Source organism: Fulvivirga sp. (assembly GCF_040218215.1).
Lineage (GTDB): Bacteria > Bacteroidota > Bacteroidia > Cytophagales > Cyclobacteriaceae > Fulvivirga.
The window spans coordinates 292680-305072 of sequence record NZ_JAVJQL010000010.1 but is presented as its reverse complement, the minus strand read 5'-3'; the positions used below and the strand labels follow the sequence as shown (position 1 = coordinate 305072).

10 protein-coding genes are annotated in these 12393 nt (G+C 40.3%); 1 reads left to right on the top strand and 9 read right to left on the bottom strand.

The annotated features are described in order from the left end of the window. The 7 genes from RIB54_RS04675 to RIB54_RS04645 all read right to left on the bottom strand — a co-directional run. On the bottom strand, nucleotides 1-304 hold a 304-nt coding region (locus tag RIB54_RS04675; RefSeq protein WP_350099510.1), incomplete at its 3' end, for a hypothetical protein. A gap of 171 nt (nucleotides 305-475) precedes the next feature. Next, the gene (locus RIB54_RS04670) at nucleotides 476-904 is read right to left on the bottom strand and encodes a hypothetical protein (protein ID WP_350099508.1); all 429 of its coding nucleotides are present in this window, start codon (nucleotides 902-904) and stop codon (nucleotides 476-478) included. Nucleotides 905-907: 3 nt separating this feature from the next. Then, entirely contained in the window at nucleotides 908-1687 is a 780-nt protein-coding gene (locus RIB54_RS04665) for a hypothetical protein (protein ID WP_350099507.1), read from the bottom strand. Nucleotides 1688-2020: 333 nt separating this feature from the next. Continuing rightward, nucleotides 2021-2833: a DUF4097 family beta strand repeat-containing protein gene (locus tag RIB54_RS04660; protein ID WP_350099506.1), complete on the bottom strand. Its 813-nt coding sequence runs from the start codon at nucleotides 2831-2833 to the stop codon at nucleotides 2021-2023. Nucleotides 2834-2952: 119 nt separating this feature from the next. Next, complete coding sequence (locus RIB54_RS04655; RefSeq protein WP_350099505.1) at nucleotides 2953-3840, bottom strand: DUF4097 family beta strand repeat-containing protein; 888 nt, start codon at nucleotides 3838-3840, stop codon at nucleotides 2953-2955. Nucleotides 3841-3856: 16 nt separating this feature from the next. Beyond that, nucleotides 3857-4633 carry a HEAT repeat domain-containing protein gene (locus RIB54_RS04650; protein ID WP_350099504.1) on the bottom strand — a complete coding sequence of 259 codons (777 nt, stop codon included), beginning with the start codon at nucleotides 4631-4633 and terminating at the stop codon, nucleotides 3857-3859. After that, nucleotides 4633-5289: an RNA polymerase sigma factor gene (locus tag RIB54_RS04645; RefSeq protein WP_350099503.1), complete on the bottom strand. Its 657-nt coding sequence runs from the start codon at nucleotides 5287-5289 to the stop codon at nucleotides 4633-4635. The genes RIB54_RS04650 and RIB54_RS04645 overlap by 1 nt, the downstream gene beginning before the upstream one ends. Before the next feature lie 272 nt (nucleotides 5290-5561). Between RIB54_RS04645 and RIB54_RS04640 the strand changes: the two genes are divergently transcribed. Further along, the gene (locus RIB54_RS04640; RefSeq protein ID WP_350099502.1) at nucleotides 5562-7778 is read left to right on the top strand and encodes a DUF5916 domain-containing protein; all 2217 of its coding nucleotides are present in this window, start codon (nucleotides 5562-5564) and stop codon (nucleotides 7776-7778) included. Here RIB54_RS04640 and RIB54_RS04635 read toward each other — a convergent pair. Continuing rightward, on the bottom strand, nucleotides 7773-8906 hold the full coding sequence (locus tag RIB54_RS04635) for a DUF819 family protein (RefSeq protein WP_350099501.1): 1134 nt from the start codon (nucleotides 8904-8906) through the stop codon (nucleotides 7773-7775). The genes RIB54_RS04640 and RIB54_RS04635 overlap by 6 nt on opposite strands. 90 nt (nucleotides 8907-8996) lie before the next feature. After that, nucleotides 8997-12287: a S41 family peptidase gene (locus RIB54_RS04630; protein WP_350099500.1), complete on the bottom strand. Its 3291-nt coding sequence runs from the start codon at nucleotides 12285-12287 to the stop codon at nucleotides 8997-8999. Nucleotides 12288-12393 lie beyond the last annotated feature (106 nt).

Sequence of the window (12393 nt, the reverse complement as noted above, 5' to 3'; positions counted from 1 at the left end):
CCATTAAGCCTCCCATTATGATGTAGATGAAAGCAATTTGATATTGTTCTTTTCCTTGCTTTTTGTTGCCTTCTGTTCGTAGCACATAAAAAACAATTGACATAATTAGAAAAAATCCACCAAATCCAAGAGTTAGTTCGGAAATAAAGTATTCAGGTGTTTGAATGTGAAAGAGTTCGTTGTTTTTGATTTCAAGTAAGTCGTTCGGGTAGTTAGTTAAGTAGATTAATACCTGAGATGAGGCTAGAAGGAGGTTCAGAGCCATCATAAAGTAGTTGTAGAAGTCTTGGGAAGTTTTAATCATGTAAATATGCTATCTGACGTCACCCAGTGACCTGTAACGTTCCTGAATAAACGCAGGTCGGCTTCGTGCGGGGTGTTGTAAGAATACTAAATGTTTCTTTGGCCACCGCAAAACCCCTACAGGAGCGGGATTAAAGCCGACTTGCGTTTATTTGTTGTTGGGCACAGTTTTTTATTTTTTCTGCGCTAATTTTAGAAGTCCACTTACGACATTTACAAAATGATTACTTCTAAAGACACTGCTTAAATATTCCCTGAACTTTTCTTCTGTATCAATAGAAATATTATCTCCTCTATCTAGTTTTTTCCCATGAAGCTCTTCAGCTATATCATTATTTAATACAATCTTAACAGGCATTAATTCCACATCATACCCAAAGGTCAAAACTTTCAGTCGATATTCAGGAACCATGTCACTTTTCAAGTAAAGGGCGTATTGAAAATCGGTTGAAAGTCCAGAGGTGATTTGTTGTACATCTCTAAGCGCCACTGTACTCAATTCAGCTAAGCCTTTTGCTGCTTTTGTGAATCCCTCAGTCATGTTTTCAACTATTCTTTCAGGATATTCAATTTTTGATTCTGAAAATTCTTTCCATTCCATATTTTAAAATTTATAAACTAGCGGTAAATGATCTATTCCCGTGCAAAGTTTGTTAGATTCAGAAATTAATAATTCTTTATTATTGGTCCTTTCTAGTACATATATTTCATCATTTTGAATTTCTTCAGCAAGCGCGCGGCTTAGTACAACTTGATCTAAATAATGAAACTCTAGGATATCATATGAGGAGCCTGAAGGTCTCTCGAAATATTTTGTTCCTGGAAAATTCTTGGTAGAATACAGTCTCCAAGTTGGATTAAAATAGGTTGACCTTGTTTTATTTCGTTTTATTTTTTTTCTACCCAAAATAGCATTGGAGGCTAGAAACCCATCAAAATCAACCATTGGTTTCTCGTAAGGATTAACATTAAAATCTCCAATAATTAGAATTTTCTCATCAATAGAATCTCCAATTTCTGTGTCAATCTCTATTCTAAAGTCTCTTATATATTCTTTTAAAGCATCCATATGCCTCCACATTTGGGAAGGCAAGTGAATTGCTATTATATGTAGTTCAGGGTCATTACATTTGAACACAGAGAAATGCGAAGATTGAAGGCTAGGTTGAATTTTAATTTGAGTATTGGATATTGTTGTAATTCTATCGCATCCTGGATTTAATGCTAGTTCATAGCCTATATTGCTTAAAAATTCTGGATCATTTTCTATAATTGATCTATCAAACTCTGCGAGAAAGAGTATATCTGGATTTTCAGTAATTAGAATTTCTTCTATTATTGAGATGTCCTTTGCAGAGTGTGTATTCCAAAATATAATCTTCATTTTTCAAATCCTGACTAATGTCAAATTTATGTACTGATAGTCAATTAGTTATGTTTTTCCGTTTCCAGTTTTTCTAGTCCTAGCCTTTCCCCAGACGTTAGCTCACGAAATTAACGGAGTTCCTTCGTGTGGGGAATTGTGCCCAACAATTGGATAAGGGACATTATGTCCCTTATATCTTTTATATCCGAATGTTAATCTAATGGATTTTTAATAAGATTCATAGATGTGCTAGCAATATGAGCACTTTTCATTTTTTAAATAAATTTCTCGTTCAAAAACAAACCCCATCCGCTTGCTAGCGGAAGGGGTTTTCGTTCTGATTAAAATACCTTATTGCTTTCTTAAATAGATATCTCCGTTGTAGTTTTTCATGGTAATCTCCGGTCCGCCACCGTTGATTTTTCCTCTTACCCAGTCGTCAAGGTACACTTTATAAGTGCCGGTTTTACTGTCATTTTTCTTTACTGGGTCAGACTTTACCATGTTCATTTCAAAACCAGAGTAAATTTCGCCTTGGTTGGTTTTCATTTTCAAGTCTCCTTTGAAACTGGCAGGGAAAGTAATGTCCACATCACCATTGTAAGTATTAAATGACATAGGAGTATCAGCAGTAACAGCCAACAGCTCTACTATCAGTTTGCCATTATAGGTATCCGCAGACACAGAACCTGATATGCCCTTGGCGGTAATCTCACCATTATAGTTTTCTAAAATCACCTCACCAGTAATGTTGTTTACATAAATGTCACCACCGTTATAAGTATCAAGGTTCAGGTTAATGTTCTTAGGCACTTCTATGGTAAGGTTTAAACCTTTGTTCCAGGAATCTGAATCTACAATCACCTGATTGTTACTTTCACGGGCTTCAAGGTCCAATGAGCCACTGGAGATTTTTTGCAGTCCATCTTTAGAGCTGCTATTCTTTGATTTCTCCTTAGATTCCATGGCCTCGTATTTTACCAGCACATCTTTTCTGTCGGTGCCCTGCACATTTATAGAGCCTCTTTTAATGTCCACTTTTAAACTGCAGCTTGCGCCAGGGTTCGATAATGGAATAACAATCTCGCCCTTATCCTGAGCAAATCCAACTACACTAGATGCCAGCATTATGAGTGTAAATGCTATTGATTTTATATTTTTCATCCTTCTATTTTTATTCGTTATTAAATGCTTATTAGTAATTACAGATTTTGAGATTTGATACCTGTTTTTTTGGTAGTGATAGTCTATTCTCAATTATTGGCTGTATGGCCTCCATACAATTAATTTTCTTTGACATAAACATCCCCATTAAAGGTTTCGAAATCCAGGTAAATGCCGCCATTGCGCACCCGCATCATGGTTTTACCGTCCAACTTGTAAGCTATGCCTTTGCCCTTGCTGGCCTTCTCCATTTTTAGCTGATTAGGCATCTGCTCCAGCGATTGTACATTGGTATAGAACTCTCCATTGAAGCTTTTGAAGCTCATATCGGCAGAAAGTCCTGACAGATAATTGGCGTTGATATCACCATTCAGGCTGTAGTAGCGCCCGTCTTTCTTGGGGTTGTTGGTAAAGTTTAAAGTCACATCACCATTGATGGTGTTGGCATAGGTAGCATCGGCCACCTTGTTGAGTGTTATAGAGCCGTTGACATTCCATGCTTTCACCTCACCAGCCACATTGCTCACGTTGATGTTGCCATCGTTAATGGTAGACACCATCAGGCTGGTATTTCGGGGTACTTTAACTTTGTAGTCAATTTTATACTTAAAATTTTCCCTACAACCATCACTTTGTCTAGACCAGTGGTAGTTCCAACCACCTCTTTCCTTGCTTCTGTCAAAGGCTTGAGTAAATGGGCAACACGGCTGAGAACCGTAAACGATAAGTGTGTCCATCAAATCAATGACACTTATCTGCACAGCTTTTTTCCCTTCTTCTAAACGGCTCTCAGATTTGGCCACAATCTTTTTATAAGCTTCTATTTGGATGGTAGCTCCATCATAACCTTCCACTTCTATATCCCCGTTGATATTGGCGATATAGAGCACATTGCTAGCGCTGGGTTTTTCAAATTTCAGCTCCTTTTTGACCGTTTCTGTATGTTGCTGCGCCTTAAGACCGCAGGCCGCAGCAAGCATAATACTGAGTGTTGTTATTGTTTTCATTTTGAGTTGTTATGTTTTAGATTAATTGTTGCATTTTAGTTTTTATGGCCTCCCGAACTTCATCAGGAGTTTGCTCTTCTTTCCAAAGTTTTTTGAAAGCATCAGGGGCCTCTTTGGCTTCCATGGCCACCATTAACTCAGCCAGTGCCAGTTGCACTAATGGCGAGTCCTGAAATTGTATGGAAGCTATGATTTCCTTTCTGACTGCTGGCATGTTGGTGTATTTCGCCAAGGCCTCAATGGCTGCCATTCGCACGTTGTTGTTTTCGTCTGTTCTTAGCGTATTAATTAGCGCAGCAGCCACTTTATCACTTGCATCTGGCATGTCAGAAGTCAGGCTTACTGCCTTTAACCGCTCGGTGGTAGATTCCTGTTCCAACATGGAGAGCATCATCATCTCTTTCATTTCCTGCACTTCGGCTGTTAAAGTGTTGATGTTGTTTGATGATGGTTTGTTAATCAAATAACCTGCTGTTAATCCAATAGCCAGAATTGCAACACTATATGCCCATTGCCACTGACTTTGGCGGATACTGTTCCACCATTCGATAATAGACAAATTAGGTTTAGCATTGATTTTTGATTTTTCAACAGCCAACATGGTGTAAAATCCTTCATCCATTGATGCGCTTGCTTCCGGTGTTCTGATAGCACCGATATTTTGCTGAATACTCAAGTCCTCGATATTAACTATGCCTTCTGCAATATATTCTTCCAATTTCAGCTGCTCCTGATCAGTCAGTGTGCCTGTGTTGAATTTATCAATCAATATTTTTGAATCTTTAGCTTCCATTATCCCATCATTTCTAGTGCCTCAAATTGTTTTTTAAGTGCCTGCATGGCCCTGAATACTTTTACTTTTATAGCACTTTCAGTGCAATCATATAACTCACCTATTTCCCTATACTTCATGTTCTTCAACTTGCTAAGCGTTAGCAATTCCCTTTTATCTTCATCAAGCATTGTCAGTGCTCTTTCCATCTGTATGAGCTGATCTTCTTTAGTGTGAATTCCAGTTTCTTCTTCTACCAGATCATGATGCTCATCTTCAATATCACTGGTGTAGTTTTTATTTTTCTTATGATGATCGGCATTTACATTTCTGGCCACATGAAACACCCATGTTTTAAACTGGCCGTCACCCCTAAAGCTGTGTTTATACTTAATCACTCTCAAAAAGACCGCTTGCACTAAATCTTCCGCTAGCATCTTATCACTATTCATATGATAGAAATAACCAAATAATGGCCGCTTATAGCGTTCGTATAACAAGCCCAAATGGTCTAATTCACCTGCCTTCACTTTCAACATTAAGGCATTGTCGCCAATACTATCCAATACTTTTTTATTCTGGGTTCGAAGGGGAAACTGTGCAACCTCAAAATGGTTACACCGATAATTTAAATATTTTTTGAATGAGTTGCTATTTATGATTGCTATAGCTGACATGGTTTTCTAAATGTGTTGATTTTTCACGGGTTGTAATTAATTATTAAAACTTCTAAGATTCCGGCTCAAGGCCGGAATGACAATTGTGACAGTTTTTCTGTCATTCCGGCCTTGAGCCGGAATCATTTTTCTAATGAGTGATAAGTCAAGAGTATTCATTTTTTGAATTCACCACTCTATAAAGAATGTGGCAACTTCAATACTCAAATAAACTATAGACCACTGGTAAAATTTCCTGAAGCAGTCCCCCATATTGCGTTAGTTTTGTTTTCGTGCATAAAATTATTGTTCTCCTGTTTCTCGTCCCATTCGTACAGTTGAAAGCTCAGGATGGTACCTATTTCGTAAAAAAAAGCACCCAGAAGATTACACTTGATGGGGTTTTGGATGAGGCCGATTGGCAGCAGGCCCAGGTGCTTACCAATTTTATGCAGCAGTTCCCCACAGACTCTTTAGAAGCTGAGTCACAAACTGAAATAAGGATAACCTATGATGATCAGTACATATACTTTTCCGGTAAGATGTATGCGCAGGAAAATGACCGTACTTATGTTACACCATCATTGAGGAGGGATTTTAGAGGAGCAGCTAATGATGCGCTGGTTTTCACCCTTGATACCTTTTTGGATAATACCAATGCCTTTCAATTTGGGGTCAACCCGTTTGGCGTTCAACGTGAAGGTTTGGTTGCCAACGGAGGAGCCGGTGGTGACGATCTGGATTTGTCCTGGGACAATAAATGGCAGGTAGAGGCAAAACAATATGAGGGTTACTGGATTGCGGAAGGAGCTATTCCTTTCAAAAGTTTAAGGTATAAAAAGGACGCCTCACAATGGAATTTTAAATTTTATAGGGTTGATAGTGAAACCGGAGAGCGTTCAGTATCTGCCCGTACTCCACAGAATTTCAGGATTTTCTCTCTGGCCTTTGTGAATAGAATGGTATTTGAAAAGCCCGTTAAAAAGTCATCAACTAATGTAGTGTTGATACCTTATGTGGCAAGCGGCATCAACAGGGATTTTGAAGACGCAGAACAGACATCTGCCCAAAGTAACCTGACAATAGGTGGAGATGCCAAAATAGGTATTGGCCCCTCTCTAAATCTGGACCTGACCATAAATCCTGACTTCTCTCAAGTGGAGGTAGATCAGCAGGTGACTAATCTTGATCGGTTTGAGATTTTCTTTCCGGAGAGGCGGCAGTTCTTTTTGGAGAATGCAGACCTTTTTTCCTCATTTGGGCACCCTTTAACAAGGCCTTTCTTTTCGAGAAGGATAGGAGTGGCCATAGACACTTCAACAGGTCAGAATGTCCAAAATAAGATCCATTTTGGTGCTCGTTTAAGTGGAAAACTAGATAATAACTGGCGTATAGGTATTTTGAACATGCAGGCCGCTAAGGAGGAAGATATTAATTTACCAGGCACTAATTATACTGTTGCAGCTGTACAAAGAAAAATCTTTGGCAGGTCAAACATAGGGGCCATTTTCGTGAACAGGCAGGTGGTGGAAGATAGCACGGGTGAGTTTTCCATAGACAAGAACAACTATTCAAGAGTGTTGGGAATTGATTATAACCTGGCCTCTATGGATGGTAAATGGAGTGGCAAGGCTTTCTATCATCAGGAGTTTGATCAGGATGGGGGCAGCGGTAATTTTTCTGAGTCTACCTATATTAATTACGATTCCAAAACATGGACTTTTAATGTGGCGCAGGTTATGGTAGGTGATACTTACGATACAGATGTGGGCTATACCCCCAGAAACAATTTCTTTCGAATTAATCCGGAGGTAGGTCGCAATTTTTTTGCTAACTCAAGCTGGGTAAATCTACATAGTGTTAGAGCAGATGCAGAGTATTTTTGGAGAGAAGGAAAGAAGACAGACCATCGCTATTCAGTGAATTATAATGTTCAGTTACAAAATACTGGTGAGTTTGGTATTTCATTAAACCAGCGCTATACCTACTTATTCGAAGCTTTTGACCCCACAAGAACTGATGGGGTTGAGCTGTCAGCAGATAATGGATTTACTTATAATTCATTTGAGTTCTTTTACAGTTCCGATTTTAGACGCAAGATTGCGTACTCTTTTAATGGATATGCAGGTGAGTATTTTAATGGCGACAGGTATAATATTTCCAGTGAAATAAATGTCCGCTTTCAGCCTTATGGGGCATTGAGCCTAACCATGAATTACAATAAGATTGAACTGCCTGACCCATATAACGATGCAGACCTTCTTTTAATAGGCCCCAGGTTTGACTTTACCATGACCAAGAAGCTGTTTTTTACAACATTCGTGCAATACAACAGCCAAATTGAGAATGTAAACATTAATGCAAGACTACAATGGCGCTTCAAGCCCGTTTCGGACATCTTCTTAGTATATACTGATAACTATGGAACTCAAGATCAGTATGGAGAAACCAGCTTCATTAAAAAGAACAGGGCACTGGTTTTTAAAATTACCTATTGGTTGAATCTATAATATTCCAATTACTAAGAATCCAAGATAAGTACCAATGGCATTACCCAATGTGCCAACAAGAATGGCCGGCAATATCAGTTCTTTGCGGTTAAATGTCTCTGCCAGCGCCATGGCAGTAGTACCGCCACCTACATTGGCCTGACTGGCTATCGCTATCATTTCCCAATCCCTGTACACTAGTCCGCCTATTAAAAGTGTAAGTAAGCCGTGAAGTAAAACGGCCACAGAAGTGAATATTAGCAGCGTTATGCCCACTTGTTGCAGTTGAATGACCGAGCTTATTTCGCAATAGGAACCAATAACCGCTAGGAATATATACACCAGGTAAAGCCCCAGTGTGTGACTTCCGTTAAGGCCTTTGATGAATTTGGTTTGTGCTAAAAGAATCCCAATGGTGGACAGTATTAGAATCGAGGGAATGCTTGGGAATAATTCGGCTATTAGTTCTGAAACATAATAAACCGCAATCCCTAAAAAGGCAAGCCACATAAATGATCGCATGTCCAGTTGATCATTATCGATTAAACTGGATTTATGTTCTCTCACCTTGACTTTTTTATCAACCCAAAAGTTTCTGAGTAGAGTTGGGATGGCAAGGGTAATTACTATCCAGATAGTAGTGACCACATTATCAACCGCTATGGTACCGGCATAGAGAATGCCTTTTTCCTGAAAGTCATATTCTAAAGCAACGGCATTGAAATTTACGCTTCCTCCGGTATAGGTGCCTGTTAGCATGCCGGCTATAGTGCTGGCATTTGCACCTAATGTGTCTTGTGGTGATACGATATACCAGGAAACTAAAATGCCCAGCGTTGTTGCCAATGAGCCAATCAGAAAAAGAATGATCATGGGTGCCCCAGCTTTTTTTAATGAAGTAAGGTTGACCTGAAGCAGTAGATAAAATATGGATATTGGCGCCAGATAAGTAAATATGCCACTATACAGATCAATACTATTGGAAGCAGAAGGTATGAGGTTAAGGTTGGCTACTATGGCTGTGAAAATAATAACGAGTAAAGCTGCACCGAATTTCTCTCCAAACTTTGTGTTCGCAGCATATACAGAAAGTATCACCATTAAACACAAAACCGCTAGTACATATATTGGATTTTCAATAAATGACATCGGGTAAAGATATTGTTTTTTTACTGAGGTTTGGCTTTTAAAACGTCAACCCTCTATAATAGAGGATTGACGAAATTAACTTTTCGAATGCTACTCATCATGCTTGGCCGGAGTAGGATATTCCGGGCGCTCCACTTTTATCTCACCTTTTTGCTCCACCATTTTCAGCACCTCTTTTACAGCTCTTTCAAGTTGTGGGTCAATGCCCGTTGATAAAGAAGCAGCATCTTGTCGCACTTCAATATCAGGAGCAATTCCAGTGTTCTCCCCAATCCATTTTTTATTGATAGGATCAAAAACTGCATTGTCAGGAGCGGTGAGGGCTCCACCGTCTACCAGCGCATAATGAACAGAAGATTTCACCAACCCGCCCCAGGTTGTCTTCCCAATTAATGGTCCAACTTTTTGTTGCCTGAAAGCCCAGGGGAAATAATCACCACCTGAACCGGCCATTTCATTTATCAACAATACTTTTGGCCCCAATATGCCTGCTGGCAGCCTAAAATGTTTGCCATTGGGAGCCTCGTTGGTAATGGCTGCCCTTAGTTCACGATTCATCAGGTCAACCATATAATCATCTAAAAGCCCACCACCATTGAAGCGTTCATCAATTACAGCTCCCAATTTGTCTTGTTGGGCAAAATAGTACCTGTTAAATGAAACAAAACCTGGGCCGCCTGTATTAGGCACCCAAACATAGGCCAGCTTTCCACCGGAAAGTTTGTCTACCATTCTGCGGTTGTCTTCCACCCACGCTCTTTGTCTTAGTGCGTATTCGCTGGTGATAGGCTCAACAGTTTCCTTCCAAGCCCCTTGAAATGCAGGGGAGGAGTTAATATGCACAACGGTTTGCACACCTGCTGTTCCATCAAGTAACTGGTAAGGGTCTTGTGAAGCGGTAAGTTCTTTGCCATTGATTCCCACTAAATAATAACCCTCTTTTACATTGATATCAGGTCTGTCGAGTGGACTTGTCAAACCAGGGTTCCAGCTTTCAGTGGTGAATATTCTTTCAATTTTCCATCTTCCCTGATCTGCCACCAGGTCAGCACCAAGAAGGCCTGCTACAGATTTTTCCACCTCTGGGTAATCACCACCAAAAACAAAACTATGCCCTACCGATAATTCACCGTTCACCTGATCCAGAATGTAAGTCAGGTCATCACGATGTTTTATAAACGGCACCAAAGGCGCATATTTTTCGTGAACCGCATTCCAGTCACGCCCGTGCATATTGTCATCATAAAAATAATCCCGCTCATAGCGCCATGCCTCTTCAAATATTTGCTTCCATTCCTCTGATCTATCCAACTTCATCTGCAAATTCACTTTTACAGGTTTACCACCTTCGGCATTAGCACCTTTGCTACCTGCTACCGTCCAGCTGTCATTGATTTGAACAAGTACTTGCTCACCATCCGCTGAAACTGACATTTGGCGCACGTTGCTGGCAAATTCTTTAGCTTCCCTTTTTTCCAGTTCAAATTTATGCACAGTATAGCCTCTGCTATTAGGAATCCTCTCGCCTATAAATACACTTCCGGAAGCACCTGCCAGGGTGAAATCATAATTTCTTACAGGCAGTGAAAGTGGCATCGTTCTACGGTCAATGTTTTCAAAATCTATGGTTACAGGCTCGGTCTTCTTTTCACCATCATCCTCTTTTTTGTCATCAGATTTCTTTTTGTCTTTAGACTTAGAATCGCTCTTATCAGCAGTAGGCTTTTCTTTTGCGGATTCCTCATCACTTTTCGGTTTGAAAGGTGATGGATCGTCTTTTCTAAGGTTGACAACATAAGCGGCATACTCGGGGTTGGCCTGCATAGAGCTGGTGTTCGCCCAACCCGAACCTAAGGCAATGTCAGTGCTGGCTAAAAAGTATAAATGACGGCTATCCCTATCCCAGGACGGAGAAACTGCATCGGCAAATACATTAGTCACTTTATGAACAGAGCCATCAGTCTTAGACCAGACCATTATTCCTCTAAACATATTATCCCCGGTCTTGGAATATGCCAACCATTGAGAATCTGGTGACCATGAAAGGCCCATATTGCCACGCTCGATATTGATGCCTGCAACATCTGCTGTTTGAATGCTGCCGGATGCTACATCCAGAACTCTAATCCTAGGCTGGTCATCTACAAAAGCGATGTATTTACCATCTGGCGACCAGGTTGGCTCCCAGGCCATTTTAGAATCTCCTATTGAAACACTTCGTGGCTGAGATAGCCCGTCCTGAGCTGCTATCATTAATTTATATCCGTTTCCTCCGGCATCAGAAAACCAGGAAATTTCACCACCATTAGGTGACCAAATAGGTGCTCTGTCGGCTGCGCCAGAGCTTTGTGTTATATTTCTAGCGTCTCCATTTTCTACCGGGACAGTAAAAATTTCACCTCTTGATTCGATTATTACCCTTTTGCCAGTGGCAGATAAAGATGCATTTCTTGCACTTTTGCTTACATCTTCCCATTTGGTTTCAGCCCATGGAAAATCCCCGGTAACTGTAATGTTTAGCTGGGTTGAAGATTTAGCGCTGATATTGAAAGTGCTTAGATAACCGTCCTGCTCAAATACCAGATTGTTGCCTTTGCCATTTAACCATTTGATATCAGAACCTTTAAAAGTAGTGAGTTGGTTAAGTGCAGAAGTTGAAGGTGAATAAGACCAGATATTTGAGGTGCCGTCCCTGTCTGATAAGAAATAGATATTGTCACCAATCCAAATTGGGTGAATATCCCTTGATTTGTCATTGGGTATTAATGTCTCCGACCAATCTGTCAAGTTGAGTACTATTAATGGTGTGTTTTGCCCACCTCTATATCCTCTAAATTCTGACTCCCACCTTGAAACCCGATCAACAACCATTTTGCTTCCATCTGGAGAATAGGCTCCATCATAACCCCATTGCTCAGTGACTTTAGTTGATGGGCCGCCATTGGCACTTACAGACCATAAGTAACCGATACCTGTAGGAGCACTGTCTCTAGATGTTGAGTAGATTATTTTACTTCCATCTGGAGACCAGCCTCTGACATTGGCCGAGCTGGGATGCCACGTAAGCCTTGTAGGTTCACCGCCCTTTATAGAAACAGTATAAACACAATTATCTCCTGATCGATTAGATGAAAAAGCAATGGTTTGTCCGTCTGGTGAAAGGTGGGGATTTGATTCTACCGCTGGTGTACTGGTGATACGCTGAGTTCTGTTATTGCTCAAGTCCGTTACCCAGACATCACCACCATAAACAAAGGCTACATGTGTATCGCTTAGGGTAGGTTCACGAAGTAGCCTGGTGCCTTGTGAGAATGATGAAATGGGTGTTCCTAAAAGTATAATACCGAGGAGAAGGCTCTTAATGGTAGTTGATAAGTTCATGATGGCGTTTGGGGGTTAAGCATTTTATGTATTGGTGAAACAGGTACGTAAAATACTTTTTTCTAAGATAGAATGCCAATGGTTATTATTTGGCTGGCATTAATTG

What these genes read in the sequence shown, in the direction of transcription:
- RIB54_RS04645 (WP_350099503.1), bottom strand. Translation starts at nt 5,289, where the DNA reads ATGTCAGCTATAGCAATCATAAATAGCAACTCATTCAAAAAATATTTA.
- RIB54_RS04630 (WP_350099500.1), bottom strand. Translation starts at nt 12,287, where the DNA reads ATGAACTTATCAACTACCATTAAGAGCCTTCTCCTCGGTATTATACTT.
- RIB54_RS04670 (WP_350099508.1), bottom strand. Translation starts at nt 904, where the DNA reads ATGGAATGGAAAGAATTTTCAGAATCAAAAATTGAATATCCTGAAAGA.
- RIB54_RS04635 (WP_350099501.1), bottom strand. Translation starts at nt 8,906, where the DNA reads ATGTCATTTATTGAAAATCCAATATATGTACTAGCGGTTTTGTGTTTA.
- RIB54_RS04655 (WP_350099505.1), bottom strand. Translation starts at nt 3,840, where the DNA reads ATGAAAACAATAACAACACTCAGTATTATGCTTGCTGCGGCCTGCGGT.
- RIB54_RS04660 (WP_350099506.1), bottom strand. Translation starts at nt 2,833, where the DNA reads ATGAAAAATATAAAATCAATAGCATTTACACTCATAATGCTGGCATCT.
- RIB54_RS04650 (WP_350099504.1), bottom strand. Translation starts at nt 4,633, where the DNA reads ATGGAAGCTAAAGATTCAAAAATATTGATTGATAAATTCAACACAGGC.
- RIB54_RS04665 (WP_350099507.1), bottom strand. Translation starts at nt 1,687, where the DNA reads ATGAAGATTATATTTTGGAATACACACTCTGCAAAGGACATCTCAATA.